The following is a 19,998-nucleotide window of genomic DNA, read 5'->3' as shown; positions in this document are numbered from 1 at the left end:
GCGTCGCAATCGGGCAGTGCCAAGGCCGCCAATAGTCGATCGGGCCTCTCGTGCGACGCAAGGTCGCGGTCTATCCTATTGTTTCTTCGAGCGTCTCGATAGCCTCAAAACGCTCTCGCGGCCACGTGATCTGGACCACGGCGCCGTGTTCCGGAAAGATCCGATTGGTAAACGAGACCTTGGCGCCGGTGCGTTCCAGCAAGGTGCGTGCGATGAACACGCCGAGGCCCAGGCCGCCGCCTTCATCCTGGGTGCGCCGCCGCGACAGATAGGGCTCGCCGATCCGGTTAAGGATGTCGGGCGGAATGCCCGCGCCGTCATCGGAGATCACCAGCTCGATATTGTCCTTGTTCCACCACGCGTTCACCTCGACCGTGGTGTGGGCGAAATCGACCGCGTTCTCGACGATGTTGCCGACGCCGTAGAGGATCGCGGGGTTGCGCGATCCGACCGGCTCGGCGACGGCGGCAACCGCGACCCGCACCTTGATATCGATGCCGAAATCCCGATGTGGCGCCACCACCTCCTCGATCAGCTCCGACAGCTTCATGCGGTCGAACGGCGCGCCGGTGGAGGAAAGCTGGGTGATCTTGCTCAGGATCTCGCGGCAGCGCTGGGTCTGCTCGCGCAGCGTCTTCAGGTCGGCGGCAAAGCTCGGGTCCTTCACCGTCTTTTCCAGCTCGCGCGAGATCAGGAAGATCGTCGCGAGCGGCGTGCCGAGCTCGTGCGCAGCGGCGGCGGCGAGGCCGTCGAGCTGGGTCAGATGCTGCTCGCGCGTCAGCACCAGCTCGGTGGCGGCCAGCGCGTCCGCGAGCTTGCGCGCCTCCTCGGTCACCTGGAATGAGTAGAGGCTGGTGACGCCGATCGCGAGCACGATCGAGAGCCAGACGCCGACGAGATAGATCGGCGGCAGCACCAGCGGATCGTCGGAATCCCAGGGCAGCGGCAGATGGAAGAAGAACAGCACCGAGGCGCAGGCCACGGCGAGCACGCCGAGGCCGAAGGTGAAGCGCGCCGGCAGCGCGGTGGCCGAGATCAGCACCGGTGCAAGGAACAGGAACGAGAACGGGTTTTGCAGTCCGCCGGTGAAGAACAGGAGGCCGGCGAGCTCGACGATATTCAGCGCCAGCAGTCCGGCCGCCTGCATCGGCTCCAGCCGCTGCATCGGATTGGCCGCGGTCTGGAGCGCCAGATTGAGCGCGGCCGACAGGGCGATGATGCTGACGCAGGGGACGATCTCGACATTGAACTCGAGCCCCTGCGCCACGATGAAGATCGCGGCGAGCTGGCCCAGCACCGCGAGCCAGCGCAGCCGCAGGATGGTGTCCAGGCGGATATGCCGCTGCGCGGGGCGAAAGTCGGAAGCGGCAATTTCGGTCATATCGGCCAATGTGGCGGTGCCTTCTCGGTCACAAACGCGGGGCTCGCGGAACCACCCGGATTACAAGCCTTGCGCTCTCCGCTGCAATAGCAGAAGAACGCCCAGCATGACCGGGAACGACAAAGCTTCAAGTCCGCCGACTGTCGCGGAGCGCAGCTCCTCTGCGGCCATTGCGGTCGATCACCTCGTCAAGGTCTACAAGCAGACCCGCGCCGTCGACGATATCTCGTTTTCGCTGCCGCGCGGCAGCATCACCGGGCTCCTGGGCGGCAACGGCGCCGGCAAGACCACGACCATCGCGATGATCATGGGCCTGGTGCTGCCGACCTCCGGCCGGGTGCAGGTGCTCGGTCATGGGATGCCCGAGGAAAGCGCCGCCGTGCTCGGGCGGATGAATTTCGAGAGCCCCTATGTCGACATGCCGATGCGGCTCACGGTGCGGCAGAACCTCACCATCTTCGGCAAGCTCTATGCGGTGAAGAACCTTCCCGGCCGCATCGCCGAGCTCGCCGACGAGCTCGATCTCACCGATTTCATCGACCGCGCCAACGGCAAGCTCTCCGCCGGCCAGAAGACCCGTGTCGCACTGGCGAAAGCGCTGATCAACAAGCCCGAGCTGCTGCTCCTGGACGAGCCGACTGCCTCGCTCGATCCTGATACCGCCGATTGGGTGCGGGGCCATCTGGAGCGCTACCGCAAGGACAACAACGCCACCATCCTGCTGGCCTCGCACAACATGCTCGAGGTCGAGCGGCTCTGCGACCGCGTCATCATCATGAAGCGCGGCCGCATCGAGGACGACGACACGCCCGATGCCATCATGACCCGCTACAACCGCACCACGCTGGAGGAGGTGTTTCTGGACGTCGCGCGCGGCCGGGTGAACGGTGCGAAGGAGGCGGCGCGATGAGGCGTGGCTGTCGTCGTAGCCCGGATGGAGCGCAGCGTAATCCGGGACGCCCGTTGCTTGTGGCACGATTCCCGGATTGCGCTTCGCTCCATCCGGGCTACGGGGTGTCCTCATGAGCGAGATCTCCCTCCACCGCGGCATCTCCATGCAGCGCATCGGCGCGATGATCCTGCGCTACTGGTACCTGCTGATGTCGTCCTGGCCGCGGCTGCTCGAGCTGCTCTACTGGCCGGCGCTGCAAATCATCACCTGGGGCTTCATCCAGTATTACATCGCCGAGAATTCCAATTTCTTCGCGCGTGCCGGCGGCACGCTGATCGGCGCGGTCATCCTCTGGGACATCCTGTTCCGCGGCCAGCTCGGCTTCTCCATCTCCTTCCTGGAGGAGATGTGGGCGCGCAACCTCGGCAACCTCATGATGAGCCCGCTGAAGCCGATCGAGTTTCTGGCGTCGCTCATGGTGATGAGCCTGATCCGGCTCGCGATCGGCGTCATCCCGATGACGCTGCTCGCGTTGATCTTCTTTCACTTCAATGTCTACAGCCTCGGCCTGCCGCTGATCGCGTTCTTCTGCAATCTGATCTTCACGAGTTGGTCGGTCGGCATCTTCGTCTCGGGTCTGGTGCTGCGAAACGGGCTTGGCGCCGAGAGCATCGTCTGGACCTTGATGTTCGCGATCATGCCGCTCGCCTGCATCTACTATCCCGTCAGCGTGCTGCCGGTCTGGCTGCAATACGTGGCCTGGGCGTTGCCGCCGACCTATGTGTTCGAGGGCATGCGCGCGCTGCTGATCGAAAACACCTTCCGGATCGATCTGATGCTGGATGCGTTGGCCATCAACGCAGGTCTTCTGGCTGCTTCTTTTTGGGCATTTCTTGCCCTTTTGCGCAGCGCCAGGATGAACGGCTCGCTGCTGTCGGGCGGCGAATAACGTCACTTTCTCGTGGATTCAGGCTGATTTAACCGTCTTCGCTACGTAGATGTACGGAACCATGCATTGACGCAATATTACGCATTCGGCAGTATGCTGCGATGCGAAGAGGATTATGAAGATGCCTATTGGTGAGTTTGGCGGCGCCCCGCCCCTGGCTGCAGAAGGCAGTCCGGTCCTGACGACGCCGATGTACTGGATGTACGAGATGGCGCAGGCCTCTCTCAATCCGGCGCGTGCGGTCACGGATGCGACCAAGCTGCTGTTTCAGAATCCGTTAAATCCGTGGGCCCGCACCGAGGTCGGCAAATCCGTTGCGGCGGCCTGCGAACTGTTCGAGCGCACCACCCGCCGTTACGGCAAGCCGGAATGGGGCCTCAACGACACCGAGGTCAACGGCATCCGCGTCCCGATCGAGGTCCGCTCGGTCTGGGAAAAGCCGTTCTGCAACCTGCTCTACTTCGATCGCAAATTCGCCCGCCCGCTGCGCAGCCCGCAGCCGCGCGTGCTGATCGTGGCGCCGATGTCCGGCCATTATGCGACGCTGCTGCGCGGCACGGTCGAGGCTTTCCTGCCGGCGCATGAGGTCTACATCACCGATTGGGCCGACGCCCGCATGGTGCCGCTCAGTGAAGGCCGTTTCGATCTCGACGATTACATCGATTACGTCATCGAAATGCTGCACGTCCTCGGCGGCAACACCCATGTGCTGGCGGTGTGCCAGCCCTCCGTGCCTGTCGTCGCCGCCGTTTCGATCATGGAAGCACGGCGCGATCCCTTCGTGCCGACCTCGATGACGCTGATGGGCGGCCCGATCGACACCCGCCGCAATCCGACCGCGGTGAACAATCTCGCCCAGGAGCGCGGCATCGACTGGTTCCGCAATCACGTCATCACCAAGGTGCCGTTCCCGCATCCGGGCATGATGCGCGACGTCTATCCGGGATTCCTGCAGCTGAACGGCTTCATCAGCATGAATCTCGACCGCCACATGGACGCCCACAAGCAGCTCTTCGCCAACCTCGTGAAGGGCGACGGTGACCTCGTCGACAAGCATCGCGACTTCTATGACGAATATCTCGCGGTGATGGACCTCTCCGCCGAGTATTACCTGCAGACCGTCGACACCGTGTTCGTGAAGCACTCGCTGCCGAAGGGCGAGATGACCCATCGTGGAACACGTGTCGATCCCTCCAAGGTCACGCGCGTTGCGCTGATGACGGTCGAAGGCGAGAACGACGACATCTCCGGCATCGGTCAGACCGAAGCAACGCACACGCTGTGCAGCGCAATTCCCGATCATCGCCGCGTTCATTACGTCCAGAAGGGTGTTGGACATTACGGCGTGTTCAACGGCTCGCGTTTCAAGTCGGAAATCGTGCCGCGGATTCACGACTTCATGGTCTCCGCTGCGAATCCGACCTCGTTGCAGGCGCTTGCAGCTGAATAGAGAGCGTTTTCAAGCGAAGTGGGCTCCGGTTCGCGTAAAGAAAACGCGTCAAAACTAAAATCTAGAGCCCTATCCGTTCCGATTCATCGGGACGGATAGGGCTCTAGGCGTTTTTCGGCTTTCCCGTCGAAATTTCAGGCCCTGCCGACGGTTCCGGGAGGGCCTGGTTCCCTCCAGATTCGTGGTATTTAGGTAGCTTTATAGGAGTGAGTCCACCCTCACCTCTTGGGGGTGCCACATGCGTCCAGTGGGGGCGAAAAAAGCTGGTTCCAACCCCAGTCTGTAGGGTCTCCCGGACGCCAGACCCCTGTATATTGGGCAAATGATTTGTTTTTGCGCCGAGCGCTTTCCCTGGCGGCGGTTATGGCAGAATCCGGGCGAACTCCTGCTCCCCGGACTGACAGACATGGCCACTCGCGCACTCCTCTATCGGCGGCCCCACGAGCCGAAGACCCTGGTCATCACCCACGGATCGCAGTTTTTTGCGATCCGGCTGCGGCGGCACAGACGCGCGCGCCGCTACACGCTCAGAATTCATCCGAGCGATCGCGAAGCCATCCTCACCATCCCGCCGCGAGGAACACTCGCTGAAGCAAAGGACTTCGCGTCGCGTCACGGCGCGTGGATCGCGGCACGTCTCGGGCGTCTGCCGAAGGCTGCCCCGTTCCAGCCCGGCACAGTGATACCGCTTCGCGGCACGCCGCACCGCATCGTTCATCGCGCCGGCAGCCGTGGCACGGTGTGGACCGAGACGCGCGACAGCGGCGAAAAGATTCTCTGCGTCGCCGGCGGACTCGAGCATGTCGATCGCCGTGTCAGCGACTTCCTCAAGCGCGAGGCGCGCCGCGATCTGCAGCGCTCCGCGGAAGCCTATGCCGACGAACTCGGCGTCAAGGTCAAGCGTTTGTCGATCCGCGACCAGTCCAGCCGCTGGGGTTCCTGCACCTCGGCGGGCTCGCTGTCGTTCTCCTGGCGCCTGATCCTCGCGCCGCCCTTCGTGCTCGACTATCTCGCCGCCCACGAAGTCGCCCATCTCGTCGAGATGAACCACTCGGCCCGGTTCTGGCGCGTCTGCGGCAAGGTCTGCCCCTCGATGGAGCGCGCCAAGAAGTGGCTCGATACGTACGGGAATGACCTGCACCGGTATGGGGTCGAGGATTAAGGCGGGCTATCGCCTCAACCTCGGCGAAGCCTTGGCGTAGCCGGGTCGCGGCGAACGACAGTTGAGAATGCCGCGACGTCGGCGCGTTTCAATTCATCTCCACCATCAGGCACTGAGATCCGCGCTTGTCCCCGGCTGGGTGCGTGACGCCAGATAGGACGATTGCTGTTGTGCGGTGGCCTTCTGGCCCTCGGCCAGCATCGCCTGGAAGGCCGCGTCGAGCTGATCGCGGCTGTAGGTCGAAGCGCTGCTTTCACGCGGCGTCCATTGGGATTGCGTGATCGCGGTGGAAGCCTTTTCAACTGTGCCGCCGAGCAGCTTGGCGTAGCTGTCGGCCCGCCATTGCGCGAGGTCAGGTCCAGCTAGGCCGGGAGGATCTTCCAGCTTGCCGACCTTCGCCGTCGCCGCGTTGGTCATCGCCGAGGAACCGCCATTGTAAAGGGTGGCCACCACCTTGCCGTCAACTTTGACCTGCGCGTAGGTGTTCTCTGGTGCATCGTCCGAGACGGCCGGCTGAGTCGCGTCCGCGCCGTGGGTCATCAGCCAGTTCGCTGCCATGAGGTCGTGCAGGACGGGATTATCCGCCACCGATATCAGCTTGGCACCTTGCAGCGGCTTGAGTTGAGAGACGCTAATTCCGAGGCTGCTCGTCGCGGCGTCGGTTGCAGTCGGCACTTCCGATAAGACGCTGGATGGCGAGGTGGACGTTGATGCGGGGCGCAGATAAGTCGAGGCCGCGCTGGATACTCCTGAAATCATGGAACGCTCCTTCCCACTAAACCCGAGTCCTCAGGACTCAACTTAAGAGAGCAAGTCCCGGGCCGATTGCGAGGGCTTGAACAGACTGGTGTTTTTGTCGTTCAGGGATATTTCGGCATCGGTAAATCTTGCCGTTTTGGGCAGGACTTGCCCAAGTCGGGGCGCGATGCGCATGGCAATGATCTGCACCGGGACGGGGGCGAGGATTAAGGCGGGGTCAGCGCTGTCCTCGCCATCACGGTCGGGCAGTGCAATGGGTGCGCAACTGCTTCCACATCGTCATTGCGAGCGTAGCGAAGCAATCCAGAATCTCTCCGCGGAGGCAGACTGGATTGCTTCGCTACGCTCGCAATGACGGTGTACGACGCACCATCAGCGCGCCTCGCTCGATTTTCGCCACACTTCGCGACGATTGCGCAGCCTGCGTCATTAGCTCCGTCGCATCAAGCGCTTCGCCCCACCCACCGCGCATCACGCAAGCAGCCGCCGCCTACTGTGCATGGGGTTGTTTTCGCAGTTTTTGTTTTGAGGCCTTACGAGGCCTACCGGTTCCCGCCAAACAGCCGGTCCATCAACCAGCCATCCAGCCCCGCGGCTGCTTCCGGCCGTGCATTGACATTGGCGCGCGTCGGCGGCGGACGATAGCCGCCATTGTTCACCGGTGCCGGCCCGGGCGGCGCGGCCGCTGTCGGCGGGGACACCTGCGAGGCCGCCTGCGCGAGATTCGACAGGCCCCAGGTCGCTTGCGAGCTCGGCAAGGCTGCCACCGGCACGCCCTCGTGCGCCGTCTTCATGAAGCGCGACCAGACCTCGACCGGCAGGCCGCCGCCGGTCGCCTTCTTGGTCGGCGAGTTGTCGTCATTGCCGAGCCAGACGCCGGTGACGAGGTTGGCGGTGTAGCCGATGAACCAGGCGTCGCGATAATCCTGGCTGGTGCCGGTCTTGCCGGCCGCCGTCCAGCCCGGGATCTCGGCCTTCTTGGCGGTGCCTGATATCAGCGTCTCCCGCATCATCGCGTTCATCATGCCGACATAGCGGGGGTCGATGACCTGATTATGCTCGTCGCCCTGGCGCATGTAGAGCAGCTTGCCGCCGAGCGTCCTGATCCGCGTGACGACATGCGGTGTCACCGCGAAGCCGCCATTGGCGAAGGGCGTATAGGCGCCGACCAGCTCGACCACCGAGACTTCGGAGGTGCCGAGCGCGATCGAGGCGTTGGGCTCGAGTTTCGAGGAGATGCCGAGCCGGTGCGCGGTGCGGACCACGTTCTTCGGTCCGACCTCGAGGCCAAGGCGGATGGCGACCGTGTTGAGCGACATCGCCAGCGCCTGCGTCAGCGTCACCGCGCCGAAATATTCATGGGTGTAGTTTTCGGGCTTCCAGCCCTTGACCTCGATCGGCGCGTCCTGGCGGACGGTATCGGGCGTCAGTCCCTGCTCGAGCGCGGTGAGATACACGAACGGCTTGAACGAGGAACCCGGCTGGCGCCTGGCGGTGACCGCGCGGTTGTACTGGCTCTCGGAATAGTTTCGCCCGCCGACCATGGCGCGCACGGCGCCGTCGGGCGTCATCGCCACCAGCGCGCCCTGGCTGACATTGAACTTCACGCTCTTGGCGGCGAGCTCGTCGATGATGGCGGCTTCCGCCACGCTCTGCAGCTTCGGATCGATGGTGGTCTCGACCTTGATGCTCTCGTCGATCTGGCCGACCAGATCGTCCAGCACTTCGCCGATCCAGTCGGCGACATAGTTGACCGTGCCGGCGCCGACCGGTTTCACGTTGTAGGAGGGCTGGCCGATCGAGGCCTGCGCCTGCGCGTCGGTGATGAATTGCGCGTCCGCCATCGCGGTGAGCACGACCTTCGCGCGCGCTTCGGCGCCTTCGGGGTTGCGGTTCGGCGCAAGCCGCGAGGGCGATTTGACGAGTCCTGCCAGCATCGCGGCTTCGGCGACCGTGACGTTCTTCGCCGACTTGCCGAAATATTTCTGCGCGGCGGCTTCGACGCCGTAGGCGCCGGAGCCGAAATAGACGCGGTTGAGATAGAGCTCCAGGATCTCGTTCTTGGAGTGCTTGCGCTCCAGCCAGATCGCGAGCTCCGCCTCCTGCAGCTTGCGCTGCATGGTGCGTTCCTGGGTCAGGAACAGGTTCTTGGCGAGCTGCTGCGTCAGCGTCGAGCCGCCCTGCGACACGCCGCGATGAAGCACGTTGGTGACCAGCGCACGCAGGATGCCGATGGGGTCGATGCCGAAATGCGAATAGAAGCGGCGGTCCTCGATGGCGATGAACGCCTTGGGCAGATAGGGCGGCAAATCCTTCAGCGCGACATTGGCGCCGGCCATCTCGCCGCGCTGGGCCAGCATGCTGCCATCGATGCCGACGATCGTGATCGTCGGCGGGCGCTTGGGAATCTCCAGCGACTGGATCGGCGGCAGATGGGCGCCGACATAGATCACGACGCCGATTACGGCGATCGCGCCCCACAGGCCGAGCACCGCGCCCCAATAGACCAGGCGGCCGAGGCTCGCGCCGATGCGTGATTTCGAGCGCCGCTTGGCACCGCTGCGGCCGGCCGATGCCTTGCGCTCGCGCGGCGGCTCCTCGCCGGCATCCTCGCTTTTGCGCTTGGCGGATGCTTTGGGTGATTTTTTCGGCTTGTCGTCGCCGCCGGGGACACGGTCCGCCGCCGTCAGGCGCAGATCGGCGAGCGCCGCGGGCAAGCCGAACAACGGCTCCTTCCGCCCACCCTTTTTCTTTCCCAACCCCATACGCAAAACGCCCGGTCAGCCCGCCCCGCCGCACGCTACCGGTCGCTGTTTAAGGCCCGGTTACCCGGACGTTAACGCGCGATTAGGAGGTGCGGCATTCGCCGGCCGCAGTTCCGCTGATCAGGCGCCGGCGTTAGGATCGAAGCCATAAGGAAGAAGGGAACACGCATGGGCCACATCGATCCGACCAAGGAGATCTTCGCGCAATTCCGGGAAAATGATCGCCCGGGCCCGATCCACATGCTCAACCTGGTGCGCTTGCGCAAGGCGGCGGCCTATCCGGACGGCCGCAAGGTCAGCGGTGCGGAAGCCTATGCGGCCTATGGTCGCGAGAGCGGACCGGTGTTCGAACGCCTCGGCGGCCGCATCGTCTGGCAGGGCAAATTCGAGCTGATGCTGATCGGCCCGCAAGACGAGCGCTGGGACCACAGCTTCATCGCGGAGTATCCGAGCGTCGGAGCCTTCGTCGAGATGATCCGCGATCCCGTCTACCGCGAAGCGGTGAAGCATCGTCAGGCGGCGGTGGAGGATTCACGGCTGATCCGCTATGCGGTGCTGCCGGTGGGGAAGAATTTTGGGGAGATACCGACCTGAATGCCGTCGGGCGAATCTCTCTCCATCGTCATGGCCGGGCTTGACCCGGCCATCCACGACTTTCCGCTCCAAGAATGTGGATGCCCGGGACAAGCCCGGGCATGACGTCGTTGAGACAATTGTCTTCGAGAACTAACCCGACGGTCCCGTGTCCTCGATGATCGGTCCGAACAGCTCCCAGCGTTCGCCGTTGAACTTCATCATCTGCATCTGCTTGTTGACGCGATAGTCGTTCGGGCCTGTCGTGATGGACATGCCAGGCAGCGCGAGGCTCGGCGTGTAGGCCTTGACGTTGGCGACCTGCTTCATGACGTTCTCACGCGACAGGTCGTCGCCGCATTGCTTCAGCACCTGCGTCAGTAGCTCAGCCACCGAATAGGCATAGGTGTTGACGGTGTTGAGCTTGTCACCCTCGGGGAAATACTTGTCCATGAACGCGAAGAAACCCTTCACGCCGGCATCGTCCTTCCACTGGGGGTCGCCGGGATCCTTGCCGTAATTGGTCGAGATGATCCCTTTGGAGATGTCGAGGCCGGCCGGCTTCAGCGTCGCCGACACCGGGCTCGCGTTGATGTCCAGGATGTGCACCGGGGTCCAGCCGAGGTCGGCGAGCTTCTTGATCGCCTGCGCCGCGAATTTCGGCGTCGAGGCGTCATAGAACAGATCGACGCCCATCGACTTCAGCTTGACCACCTGCGAATCCACCGTCGGGTCGGTGACCTCGTAGGAGACCTCGCCGACGATCATGCTGGCGGCCTTGTCGCCGAGGCCGCTCTTGAGGCCTGCGAGATAATCGCGGCCCATGTCGTCATTCTGGTAGAGCACGCCAATCTTGGCGTTCGGATACTCCTTGAGAATGTACTTCGCGTAGATGCGCCCTTCGGAGATGTAGTTGGGATTGTAGGCGATGGTCCAGGGATAGTTCTGCGGGTCGTTGAAGCGCGCTGCGCCGGTGGAGGCGAGCAGCTGCGGGATCTTCTTGCCGTTGAGATATTTCTGCACGGCGGCGTTGGCCGCGGTGCCGATCAGCTGGAAGGTGAACAGCACCTCGTCGCCCTCGACGAGCTTGCGCACCTGCTCGACCGTCTTCGGCGGCGAATAGGCGTCGTCATACTGGATCAGATTGATCTTGCGGCCGTTGATGCCGCCCTGATCGTTGATCATCTTGAAGTAGGCGGCCTGCGTCTTGCCGATATTCGCGTAGACGGAATAGGCGCCGGAGAACGGCACGGTCTGGCCGATCTTGATCTCGGTGTCGCTCGCGCCGGTGTCGTATTTCTTCTGCGCGAGGGCCTGGCTGGCGGAGAATGCGAAGGTGAGCGCCGCCGTGGCAGCTATGATAGCTCTGCGATTGTTCATCTTGGGATGTTCCTCCTGACGGAATTTCCGGTCGATGGTCTTTTCCCGTTGATTGCAACGGTCGCCATCGCTGCCGAAGATTGTGAAGGAAGGGCAGCCGCCGCGCAAGGCGCGCGGTGCTGCGCCGTCGCGTCTCAGGTGAGAAACAGCGCAATCAGTGCGGCCACCGCCGGCAGGGCCTGCACGAGCAGGATGGTCCGGCTCACAGTGGCGGCGCCATAGGCGCCGGCCACGGTCACGCAGATCAGGAAGAAAACCTTGATCTGGAACGCGAAGGCCGGGTTGCCCTGGAACAAGCCCCAGATCAGGCCGGCGACCAGGAAGCCATTATAGAGACCCTGATTGGCGGCCAGCACTTTCGTGATCTCGGCTTTCTCCGGCGTATTGTGAAATATCTTCAGGCCGAGCGGCTTGTCCCAGAGAAACATCTCGAGAATCAGGAACAGGATATGCAGGACGGCGACCAGCGCCACCAGGACATTGGCGATCATGATCAAGTTGAGCTCCCCCAAAAGCGTCAGCTTTCGGGTGGACGGTAGCACATCCGGCATGGCACATGCGATCCGTGTTCCGATGCAATGGTGTCGCAATGGCCGGTCCATCAACCAACACGTCGCAGCGCCTCGGTCTCGATCGTGTGGCGACGCCGATCGGGATCGCGCTGCTCGTGACCGATGCCGACGGCAATCTGCGCGCGCTCGACTGGGAAGACTACGAGCACCGCATGCGCGAGCTGTTGCGCCTGCAATACGGCGCGGTGGATCTGAGTGACCGGCCTGCGCCGGCCAGCACGCGGGCGGCGCTATCGGGCTATTTCGCCGGCGATCTCGGCCAGCTCTCGGCCATCGCCTGGCGTATCGCCGGCACGCCGTTCCAGCAAAAGGTCTGGACCGCGCTGGTGCAAATCCCCGCCGGCACCACGCTGAGCTACGGCGCGCTGGCCGCAAGGATCGACATGCCCAAAGCCGTGCGTGCCGTCGGCCATGCCAATGGCTCCAATCCGATCAGCGTGGTGCTGCCGTGCCACCGCCTGATCGGCGCGGACGGTTCGCTGGTGAAGTACGGCGGTGGGTTGGAGCGGAAGAGGTGGCTGCTGCGGCATGAGGGGGTGGAGGTTTAGCGACGTAACGCGCCGACCCTCACGCCGCCGGTGCGACCGCCTTGTCGCCGGCCATCACATGGGTCAACGCACTCTTGATCGCGGATTGCCGCGTCGGCGCGTTGATCTGTGCGCCCAGGAGGTCGGTGACGTAGAACACGTCGCGGGCGCGCTCGCCGAAGGTCGCGACATGGGCTGACGCAATGTTGAGGTTGAGTTTTGAGATCGCGGTGGTCAGCTCGTAGAGCAGGCCGGGGCGGTCGAGGCCGGAGACCTCGATCACGGTGTAGCGGTCGGACCATTGGTTGTTGATGGTCACTTCCGGCTCGATCACGAAGGGCCGTGCCTTGCTGCGCACGGTGCGCCGGGCCACCACCTCCGGCAGGCGCAGCTTGCCTTCCAGCACGTCCTCGATCATCTCGCCGATGCGCGTTGCGCGCCGTCCCTCGTCCTCGTCGCGGTCGTATTCCCTTGAGATCGAGATCGTGTCGAGCGCGCGGCCGTCGGTCGTGGTGTAGATCTGGGCGTCGACGATGTTGGCGCCGGCCGAGGCACAGGCCCCTGCGATGATCGACAGCAACCAGGGATGGTCGGCGGCGAAGATCGTGAGCTCGGTGACGCCGCGCACCTCGTCGAAGCCGACATTGATCGCGAGCTTGTGGCCGGCCTGCTCGCTGGAGCGGACGAAGCGGGCATGGCGGATCTTTCGCGGCAGCTCGACCTTGAGCCAATAGGCCGGATAATGCCGCCCGATATAGGCATCGAGCTCGTCCGCTGGCCATTCGGCGAAGGCGTTGCGGAATTCGCCGTAGGCGGCCGCAAGGCGCTTGCCGCGATCGACCTCCGAGAAGCCGCCGGTCAGCACCGGCTCGGTCTCGTAGTACAGCGAGCGCAGCAGCTGCGCCTTCCAGCCGTTCCACACGCCGGGGCCGACGCCGCGGATGTCGGCGGTGGTCAGGATCGTCAGCAGCTTCATCTGCTCGGTCGACTGCACCACGGCGGCGAAATTCTCGATGGTCTTGCGGTCGGAGAGGTCGCGCGACTGCGCGACCGTGGACATCGTCAAATGTTCCTCGATCAGCCAGGCCACGAGCTCGGTGTCGGCAGGGCTGAAGCCGAGCCGCGGGCAGAGCCGGCGCGCCACCTTGGCGCCCGCGATCGAGTGATCTTCCGGCCGGCCCTTGGCGACGTCGTGCAGGAGCGTTGCGATGTAGATCACCGAGCGATGCTCGGGGCGGATCTTGCGCATGAGGTCGCTGGCCACCGCGAATTCGTCGAGCCCGCCGCGCTCGATGTCCTGGAGGAAGCCGACACAGCGGATCAGGTGCTCGTCCACGGTGTAGTGATGATACATGTTGAACTGCATCATCGAGACGATCTTGCCGAAGGCGCGGATGAAATGGCCGAGCACGCCGGTCTCGTTCATCCGCCGCAGCACGATCTCGGCATTGTCGGAGGTCAGGATCTCCATGAATAGCCGGTTTGCTTCCGGATTTTCGCGCAAGCCCGCGTTGATCAGGCCGAGCGAGCGCGTCACGTCGCGCATCGCGTCCGGATGGAAGGCGAGGTTGTTCTTCTGCGCGAGGCGGAAGATGCGGATCAGGTTGACCGGATCGTGCTTGAAGACGTCGGGCGCGGCGACGTTGATGCGGTTGTTGTCGACGATGAAGTCGTCGCTGTCAGGCACGCGCCGCTTCACCGGGGTGGGGCGCAGCCGCGCCATCATCCGGCTCAGCACCGGCGCGGGCTTGGCCTGCTGGTCCTCGAGCTTGGCGCAGAGGATGGCGGTGAGGTTGCCGACTTCCTTGGCGACCAGGAAGTAGTGCTTCATGAAGCGTTCGACATCCTGCATGCCGGGATGCGAGGTGTAGCCGAGCCGGATCGCGATCTCGCGCTGGAGGTCGAAGGAGAGGCGCTCCTCAGGCCGTCCGGAGTAGAAATGCAGATTGCAGCGCACCGACCAGAGGAAATCGGCGCAGCGGCGGAAGGTGCGGTATTCCTGCGCGTCGAACACGCCGCGCTCGACCAGCTCGTCGGTGTCGCGGACGCGGTAGACGTATTTGGCGATCCAGAACAGCGTATGAAGATCGCGCAGCGCGCCCTTGCCGTCCTTGACGTTGGGTTCGACCAGATAGCGCGACTGGCCGCCGCGGCGATGACGTTCTTCGCGCTCGGCGAGCTTTGCGGTGACGAATTCGGACGCGGTGCCCTGCACCACTTCCTTGTCGAAGCGATCGACCAGCTCGTCATAGAGCGGCTGGTCGCCGGTGAGAAAGCGCGTCTCCAAAATCGCGGTGCGGATGGTCATGTCGCCGCGTGCCTGGCGGATCGATTCATCGACCGAGCGCGTGGCGTGGCCGACCTTCAGGCCCATGTCCCAGAGGCAATAGAGGATGGCTTCGGCGACCTGCTCGCCCCAGGCGGTCTGCTTGTAGGGCAGAATGAACAACAGATCGATGTCGGACTCCGGGGCCATCAGGCCGCGGCCATAGCCGCCGGTCGCCACCACCGCCATGCGCTCGGCGCCGCTCGGGATCGGCGAGCGATAGAGATGACGCGTCGCGGCCGAATAGAGGATGCGGATGATCTCGTCCTGCACATGGCACAGCCGCTCGGCGCAGCGCCGCCCGTGGCGGTCCTTCAGCAGGATTGCCTGCGCCCCGGCGCGCGCCGCGATCAGCTCGGCCTTGAGCAGTTGCGCCATGGCGGTGCGGAACGCGTCCTCGCGGCCCTCATGCTTTTCGGCAAGCGCATCGACCGCGGCGGTGATCCGCGCGGTGTCGAAGCGATCGTCCACCTCTGGCTTGTGCTCAGTCGCGACGCTGTCCATGTCTCACCGGATATAAGAGGTGACAGGCGCTGTCACCCGCCATTCTCGGGCAATAGTCGTTCCATGCTGGAAAACGCCGGCTTTGAGCAAATCTGTTCTCGGCCGGCGCCCTTTCAAGGGTGGGATTTTCTCGTTGACCTCTAGATATAACTCATTGAAAAACAATGAAGTTTTGGAGGAGGCTGGGTATGGTCGGGATTACACGACGCATTCTGCTGGCGGGAGCCGTCGCGCTCGCGCTGACCCCTGCGGCGCGGGCGGCGGATCCGCTCAAGGAAATCCGCATCGACTGGGCGACCTACAATCCGGTGTCGATGGTCCTGAAGCAGAAGGGGCTGCTGGAGAAGGAGTTCGCCAAGGACGGCATCACCATCACCTGGGTGCAGTCGGCCGGATCCAACAAGGCGCTCGAATTCCTCAACGCCGGCTCGATCGATTTCGGCTCGACCGCGGGCTCGGCGGCGCTGGTGGCGAAGATCAACGGCAACCCGATCAAGTCGATCTACGTCTATTCGCGGCCCGAATGGACCGCGCTGGTGATAGGCAAAGACTCCAAGATCGCAAGCGTTGCCGATCTCAAGGGCAAGCGCGTCGCCGTGACGCGCGGCACCGATCCGCACATCTTCCTGGTGCGTGCGCTGCTTGGTGCCGGCCTGACCGAGAAGGATATCACGCCGGTGCTGCTCCAGCACGCCGACGGCAAGACCGCGCTGATCCGCGGTGACGTCGATGCCTGGGCCGGGCTCGATCCGATGATGGCCCAGGCCGAGGTCGAGGAGGGTGCACAACTGTTCTACCGCAAGGCCGATGCCAACACTTGGGGCATCCTCAATGTGCGCGAGCAGTTCTTGAAGGACTATCCGGACGCTGCGCGCCGCGTGCTCGCGGTGTACGAGGAAGCGCGAAAATATTCGCTGGCGAATTACGATGATCTCAAGAAGACCTTCATCGCCGTGACCAAGCTGCCCGAGGCCGTCGTCGACAAGCAGCTCAAGGAGCGCACCGAGCTCACCCACAGCCGCATCGGCGCGCCCCAGCGCGACTCGATCCTCGCCGCAGGCCTCGCGCTGCAACAGGCCGGCGTCGTCGACGCCAAGGTCGACGTGAAGGCGACGCTCGATGCCCTGATCGACGATCAGGTTCCGCTGCCGACGAATTAGCGTAGAACTGTGGCCCGGATGGAGCGCAGCGAAATCCGGGATTCTTTTTACGCGGCACGGCCCCGGATTGTGCTGCGCTCCATCCGGGCTACGCCTGTGGAAGGAGGCGCGCCCTTGCATTCCGGCGTGAGACGCGCTTCCTACCGGCCATGATCTCCGACGCGCCAGTCCTGCAACAATCCTCCGATACAGCCGAGAGCGCCGCTGTGCCCTCGCGCGTCGTGCGCTATGCGCGGCCGGTGCTGGGGCTGCTGCTGCCGCTGATCCTCGCGCTCGGCTGGGAGCTCGTGGTCTGGTCCGGCTGGTCCAACGGCCGGCTGGTGCCGCCGCCCTCGCGCGTCTTTGCCACCATCACTGATCTCGCCCGCTCCGGCGAACTGGTCCGGCACATCGCCGCGACGCTGTGGCGCGTCGGTCTCGGCTTCGCGTTCGGCGTGGTCGCGGGCACGCTGCTGGGTGCGATCTCCGGCTATTGGTCGTTGGCGCGGCGGCTGCTCGATCCGACCGTGCAGGCGCTGCGCGCGATTCCTTCGCTCGCCTGGGTGCCGCTGTTCATCCTCTGGCTCGGCATCTTCGAGACGTCGAAGATCGCGCTGATCGCCGTCGGTGTGTTCTTTCCGGTCTATTTGGGTGTGATGGGCGCAATCCTCATCGTCGATCGCAAGATCGTCGAGGTCGGCCGCACCTTCCGCCTCTCCGGCCCGGCGATGATCCGCCGCATCCTGCTGCCCGCGGTACTGCCGGCCTATGTCGTGTCCTTGCGCGTCGGTCTCGGTCTCGGCTGGATGTTCGTGGTGGCGGCTGAGCTGATCGGCGCCTCCGAAGGCCTCGGCTATCTCCTGCTCGACGGCCAGCAGCTCGGCAAGCCCGCGCAGATCCTCGCCGCCATCGTGATCTTCGCGATCCTCGGCAAGCTCACCGACTGGCTGATCGAGGTTGGGTCGGCGCCCTTCCTGCGCTGGCAGGACGCCTTCGGGCGCGCAAAGGGAAACTGAAGCGATGCTGGCGCTCGACCGGGTCAGCAAGACCTATCCCAATGGCGTTGAGGCGCTGGCACGCTTCTCGGCCGAGATCAGGCAGGGCGAGATCGTCGCCATCATCGGCGGCTCCGGCTGTGGCAAGTCCACGCTGCTCCGCGCCATCGCCGGACTCGATCGCGCCAGCTCCGGCACGGTGACGCTCGACAGCGAGGCGATCAATTCGCCGCACGCAAAAATCGGCATCATCTTCCAGGAGCCGCGGCTTTTGCCCTGGCTCAGTGTCGCCGACAATATCGGCTTTGGCCTCGCCGATCTGCCCGCGACCGAGCGGCGCGAGAAGGTGACGCGTGCGCTCGATCGCGTCGGGCTCGCCGACAAGGCGCAGGCCTGGCCGCGCGAGCTCTCCGGCGGGCAGGCGCAGCGCGTCGCGATCGCGCGCGCGCTGGTGCCGCAGCCTGAAGTGCTCTTGCTCGACGAACCCTTCTCCGCGCTCGACGCTTTCACCCGCCGCGACCTCCAGGACCATCTGCTCGACCTCTGGGCCGATACGCGGCCGACGCTCATCCTCGTCACACATGACGTCGACGAGGCCGTGGTGCTGGCCGACCGTGTGCTGGTGATGCGGCCGCGGCCGGGCCGGCTGTTCGACCAGATCGGGATCAATCTGGGCCGGCCACGCGACCGCAACTCGCCCCTGTTCGAGAATTTCAAGCGAAGTGTGCTGACATCACTCGACCGTTCGCTCGACCGCAGCGTGCCCGACCGTGACGCAACCCAGGGTCCCGGTCAGACCATGTGGTGGTGACATTTTCGCTCTGAGCCGGTACATCGAGGGACAATTTTTCCGGGAGAGAACGAGATGGACGCCGACGAACTGCGCCAGATGCAGGCCCCGATCAAGGAGCGCTACAAGACCGATCCCAAGACCGCGATGATCACGCTGAAGGCCAAGGGCTCGACCGACAGCGAAGGCATCGCCTGCAAGGTCGAGACCGGCCGCGCCATCGCAACGGCTGGCCTGCATCCCGCGACCGGCGGCTCCGGCCTCGAGCTTTGCTCCGGCGACATGCTGCTTGAAGCGTTGGTTGCCTGCGCCGGCGTCACGCTGAAATCGGTCGCGACCGCGATCGAGGTGCCGCTCAAGACCGGCAACGTCTACGCCGAAGGCGATCTCGATTTCCGCGGCACGCTCGGCGTCGACAAGGAGACCCCGGTCGGCTTCGCCGAGATCCGCCTGCGTTTCGAGGTCGACACGCCGGCGCCGCAGGACAAGCTCGATCTGCTGCTCAAGCTCACCGAGCGCTATTGCGTGGTCTATCAGACCATCAAGAACGGCCCGAAGGTCTCGGTGTCGATGCAGCGGATGTGAGGCGAAGGCCGCAGCCCAGCAATCGGTGTCGTCCTGGCGAAAGCCAGGGCCCATTACCCCAGATGCCGATTGTCTTGCGATACTGACAACCACCACCGTCCAACACAGCGAAGCCTGTGGTTATGGGTCCCGGATCTGCGCTTCGTCTATCCGGGACGGCAAATCAAAAAAATGTCCCTCGACCTCCACTTCATCCTCTTCCTCCTCCTGCGCATGGCGATCGCGGCGGCGTTCGTCGTGACAGCATCGATCATCACCGAACGCTCGGGTCCGGTAATCGGCGCACTGATCGCAACCCTGCCGGTCTCCGCCGGTCCGTCCTACGCCTTCCTCGCGATCGACCATGACGCCGCGTTCATCGCGCAGGGCGCGCTGGCGAGCCTGCCGGTGAATGCGGCGACCATCTTCATGTGCCTCACCTATGTCGTGCTGTCGCAGCGGCACAATCTCGTGGTGAGTTGCGGAAGCGCCTTCGCGGTCTGGATCGCGATTGCGTCGATCATCCGTCAGTTCGACTGGTCGCTCAATGCCGGGCTCGCCGCCAATTTGATCGCATTCGGCATCTGCATTCCGCTACTCGCAGGCTATCGCCACGTGAAGATGCCGCTGGTGGCGCGCCGCTGGTACGACGTGCCGATGCGCGCCACGCTGGTCGCGACCCTCGTCGCCATCGTGGTTTCGACCTCGGGCTGGGTCGGTCCCCGCATCAGCGGCATCATCGCGCTGTATCCGGTGGTGTTCTCCAGCATGATGGTGATCCTGCATCCGCGCATCGGTGGTCCACCGACAGCCGCCTTGCTCGCCAACTCCGCCTGGGGCCTGCTCGGATTCGGCATGGCGATCGCCGTCATGCACGTTGCAGTGGTGCAGTTCGGTTCCGCCGTCGGTTTGTGTCTTGCGCTCGGCACCTGTGTCACCTGGAATCTGACGCTGTGGGGGATCGGCCGGCGTGCGCTGCACAAGGCGCGACAGGAGCTGTGAGACGAAGGGCCGTGGGACTGCGGCCAACGCGACATGGCATCGCAAAAAAAAGATATCGCCGAGACGCCGTTCCACACCGATGACGAACGCATCGCCGTTCCAAGCCTTTGAATGAGAAGCATCATTTCAAGCCATGTAGCCGAGATCGGCGGAGCCTGACTCCGGCGGAACTGCGCGAATACTGCAGTTTTCCGATCATTCTATTAGAACTTTGTTCGAGCTTTTCCCTTACGAATTAAATTGCATACCCGCTTCCGATACCGTCCGC

At 64.0% G+C, this 19,998-nt stretch carries 17 protein-coding genes; 11 read left to right on the top strand and 6 right to left on the bottom strand.

Annotated elements, in window-relative coordinates; genetic code table 11:
* Nucleotides 1–70 precede the first annotated feature (70 nt).
* Entirely contained in the window at nucleotides 71–1,381 is a 1,311-nt protein-coding gene (locus AC1RR3_RS17770; RefSeq protein ID WP_492824735.1) for an ActS/PrrB/RegB family redox-sensitive histidine kinase, read from the bottom strand.
* A 106-nt stretch (nucleotides 1,382–1,487) separates the two neighbouring features.
* Here AC1RR3_RS17770 and AC1RR3_RS17765 point away from each other — a divergent pair, with 106 nt between their 5' ends.
* From AC1RR3_RS17765 to AC1RR3_RS17750, 4 genes are all read left to right on the top strand, one after another.
* A complete protein-coding gene (locus AC1RR3_RS17765) occupies nucleotides 1,488–2,291 on the top strand; it encodes an ABC transporter ATP-binding protein (RefSeq protein ID WP_492824409.1) in 804 nt (267 codons plus the stop codon).
* A gap of 112 nt (nucleotides 2,292–2,403) precedes the next feature.
* Nucleotides 2,404–3,222, top strand: a complete 819-nt coding sequence (locus tag AC1RR3_RS17760; protein WP_492824408.1) for an ABC transporter permease — start codon at nucleotides 2,404–2,406, stop codon at nucleotides 3,220–3,222.
* Nucleotides 3,223–3,343: 121 nt separating this feature from the next.
* Nucleotides 3,344–4,672 carry a polyhydroxyalkanoate depolymerase gene (locus AC1RR3_RS17755; protein ID WP_492824407.1) on the top strand — a complete coding sequence of 443 codons (1,329 nt, stop codon included), beginning with the start codon at nucleotides 3,344–3,346 and terminating at the stop codon, nucleotides 4,670–4,672.
* 322 nt (nucleotides 4,673–4,994) lie between these two features.
* Nucleotides 4,995–5,834 (top strand): M48 family metallopeptidase, encoded by an 840-nt coding sequence (locus AC1RR3_RS17750; protein WP_492824406.1) that lies wholly within the window; start codon nucleotides 4,995–4,997, stop codon nucleotides 5,832–5,834.
* A gap of 105 nt (nucleotides 5,835–5,939) precedes the next feature.
* Here the strand turns inward: AC1RR3_RS17750 and AC1RR3_RS17745 are convergent, their stop codons facing one another.
* Nucleotides 5,940–6,593, bottom strand: a complete 654-nt coding sequence (locus AC1RR3_RS17745) for a hypothetical protein (protein ID WP_492824405.1) — start codon at nucleotides 6,591–6,593, stop codon at nucleotides 5,940–5,942.
* A 542-nt stretch (nucleotides 6,594–7,135) separates the two neighbouring features.
* Nucleotides 7,136–9,358: a transglycosylase domain-containing protein gene (locus AC1RR3_RS17740; protein WP_492824404.1), complete on the bottom strand. Its 2,223-nt coding sequence runs from the start codon at nucleotides 9,356–9,358 to the stop codon at nucleotides 7,136–7,138.
* Nucleotides 9,359–9,526: 168 nt separating this feature from the next.
* On the opposite strand from AC1RR3_RS17740, the gene AC1RR3_RS17735 reads away from it, so the two are divergent.
* Nucleotides 9,527–9,952 carry a DUF1330 domain-containing protein gene (locus AC1RR3_RS17735; protein WP_492824403.1) on the top strand — a complete coding sequence of 142 codons (426 nt, stop codon included), beginning with the start codon at nucleotides 9,527–9,529 and terminating at the stop codon, nucleotides 9,950–9,952.
* Nucleotides 9,953–10,084: 132 nt separating this feature from the next.
* On the opposite strand, the gene AC1RR3_RS17730 is transcribed toward AC1RR3_RS17735, so the two are convergent.
* Together AC1RR3_RS17730 and AC1RR3_RS17725 are read right to left on the bottom strand one after the other, a co-directional pair.
* Nucleotides 10,085–11,311 carry an ABC transporter substrate-binding protein gene (locus AC1RR3_RS17730; RefSeq protein WP_492824402.1) on the bottom strand — a complete coding sequence of 409 codons (1,227 nt, stop codon included), beginning with the start codon at nucleotides 11,309–11,311 and terminating at the stop codon, nucleotides 10,085–10,087.
* A 134-nt stretch (nucleotides 11,312–11,445) separates the two neighbouring features.
* A complete protein-coding gene (locus AC1RR3_RS17725) occupies nucleotides 11,446–11,802 on the bottom strand; it encodes a DUF1304 domain-containing protein (protein ID WP_492824734.1) in 357 nt (118 codons plus the stop codon).
* Nucleotides 11,803–11,900: 98 nt separating this feature from the next.
* Between AC1RR3_RS17725 and AC1RR3_RS17720 the strand changes: the two genes are divergently transcribed.
* Nucleotides 11,901–12,431 carry a methylated-DNA--[protein]-cysteine S-methyltransferase gene (locus AC1RR3_RS17720; protein ID WP_492824401.1) on the top strand — a complete coding sequence of 177 codons (531 nt, stop codon included), beginning with the start codon at nucleotides 11,901–11,903 and terminating at the stop codon, nucleotides 12,429–12,431.
* 19 nt (nucleotides 12,432–12,450) lie between these two features.
* Here the strand turns inward: AC1RR3_RS17720 and AC1RR3_RS17715 are convergent, their stop codons facing one another.
* Nucleotides 12,451–15,240 (bottom strand): [protein-PII] uridylyltransferase, encoded by a 2,790-nt coding sequence (locus tag AC1RR3_RS17715; protein ID WP_492824400.1) that lies wholly within the window; start codon nucleotides 15,238–15,240, stop codon nucleotides 12,451–12,453.
* Nucleotides 15,241–15,428: 188 nt separating this feature from the next.
* Here AC1RR3_RS17715 and AC1RR3_RS17710 point away from each other — a divergent pair, with 188 nt between their 5' ends.
* The 5 genes from AC1RR3_RS17710 to AC1RR3_RS17690 all read left to right on the top strand — a co-directional run bounded on the left by AC1RR3_RS17710 (nucleotide 15,429) and on the right by AC1RR3_RS17690 (nucleotide 19,730).
* Nucleotides 15,429–16,400, top strand: a complete 972-nt coding sequence (locus AC1RR3_RS17710) for an aliphatic sulfonate ABC transporter substrate-binding protein (protein ID WP_492824399.1) — start codon at nucleotides 15,429–15,431, stop codon at nucleotides 16,398–16,400.
* A gap of 149 nt (nucleotides 16,401–16,549) precedes the next feature.
* A complete protein-coding gene (locus AC1RR3_RS17705; RefSeq protein WP_492824398.1) occupies nucleotides 16,550–17,395 on the top strand; it encodes an ABC transporter permease in 846 nt (281 codons plus the stop codon).
* Between the two features lie 4 nt (nucleotides 17,396–17,399).
* Nucleotides 17,400–18,185 (top strand): ABC transporter ATP-binding protein, encoded by a 786-nt coding sequence (locus AC1RR3_RS17700; protein ID WP_492824397.1) that lies wholly within the window; start codon nucleotides 17,400–17,402, stop codon nucleotides 18,183–18,185.
* A 54-nt stretch (nucleotides 18,186–18,239) separates the two neighbouring features.
* The gene (locus AC1RR3_RS17695) at nucleotides 18,240–18,749 is read left to right on the top strand and encodes an OsmC family protein (protein WP_492824396.1); all 510 of its coding nucleotides are present in this window, start codon (nucleotides 18,240–18,242) and stop codon (nucleotides 18,747–18,749) included.
* A 171-nt stretch (nucleotides 18,750–18,920) separates the two neighbouring features.
* A complete protein-coding gene (locus AC1RR3_RS17690) occupies nucleotides 18,921–19,730 on the top strand; it encodes a hypothetical protein (RefSeq protein ID WP_492824395.1) in 810 nt (269 codons plus the stop codon).
* Nucleotides 19,731–19,998 lie beyond the last annotated feature (268 nt).

This window comes from Bradyrhizobium sp. GW821-FHT13H05 (assembly GCF_058804065.1).
The sequence above is the reverse complement of the archived record's forward strand: the minus strand, read 5'-3'. Positions and strand labels throughout refer to the sequence as shown.

Bases quoted from the DNA above. Each gene is read 5' to 3' on its own strand.
- AC1RR3_RS17770 (WP_492824735.1), bottom strand. From the start codon at position 1,381: ATGACCGAAATTGCCGCTTCCGACTTTCGCCCCGCGCAGCGGCATATC.
- AC1RR3_RS17765 (WP_492824409.1), top strand. From the start codon at position 1,488: ATGACCGGGAACGACAAAGCTTCAAGTCCGCCGACTGTCGCGGAGCGC.
- AC1RR3_RS17760 (WP_492824408.1), top strand. From the start codon at position 2,404: ATGAGCGAGATCTCCCTCCACCGCGGCATCTCCATGCAGCGCATCGGC.
- AC1RR3_RS17755 (WP_492824407.1), top strand. From the start codon at position 3,344: ATGCCTATTGGTGAGTTTGGCGGCGCCCCGCCCCTGGCTGCAGAAGGC.
- AC1RR3_RS17750 (WP_492824406.1), top strand. From the start codon at position 4,995: ATGATTTGTTTTTGCGCCGAGCGCTTTCCCTGGCGGCGGTTATGGCAG.
- AC1RR3_RS17745 (WP_492824405.1), bottom strand. From the start codon at position 6,593: ATGATTTCAGGAGTATCCAGCGCGGCCTCGACTTATCTGCGCCCCGCA.
- AC1RR3_RS17740 (WP_492824404.1), bottom strand. From the start codon at position 9,358: ATGGGGTTGGGAAAGAAAAAGGGTGGGCGGAAGGAGCCGTTGTTCGGC.
- AC1RR3_RS17735 (WP_492824403.1), top strand. From the start codon at position 9,527: ATGGGCCACATCGATCCGACCAAGGAGATCTTCGCGCAATTCCGGGAA.
- AC1RR3_RS17730 (WP_492824402.1), bottom strand. From the start codon at position 11,311: ATGAACAATCGCAGAGCTATCATAGCTGCCACGGCGGCGCTCACCTTC.
- AC1RR3_RS17725 (WP_492824734.1), bottom strand. From the start codon at position 11,802: ATGATCGCCAATGTCCTGGTGGCGCTGGTCGCCGTCCTGCATATCCTG.
- AC1RR3_RS17720 (WP_492824401.1), top strand. From the start codon at position 11,901: ATGGCCGGTCCATCAACCAACACGTCGCAGCGCCTCGGTCTCGATCGT.
- AC1RR3_RS17715 (WP_492824400.1), bottom strand. From the start codon at position 15,240: ATGGACAGCGTCGCGACTGAGCACAAGCCAGAGGTGGACGATCGCTTC.
- AC1RR3_RS17710 (WP_492824399.1), top strand. From the start codon at position 15,429: ATGGTCGGGATTACACGACGCATTCTGCTGGCGGGAGCCGTCGCGCTC.
- AC1RR3_RS17705 (WP_492824398.1), top strand. From the start codon at position 16,550: ATGATCTCCGACGCGCCAGTCCTGCAACAATCCTCCGATACAGCCGAG.
- AC1RR3_RS17700 (WP_492824397.1), top strand. From the start codon at position 17,400: ATGCTGGCGCTCGACCGGGTCAGCAAGACCTATCCCAATGGCGTTGAG.
- AC1RR3_RS17695 (WP_492824396.1), top strand. From the start codon at position 18,240: ATGGACGCCGACGAACTGCGCCAGATGCAGGCCCCGATCAAGGAGCGC.
- AC1RR3_RS17690 (WP_492824395.1), top strand. From the start codon at position 18,921: ATGTCCCTCGACCTCCACTTCATCCTCTTCCTCCTCCTGCGCATGGCG.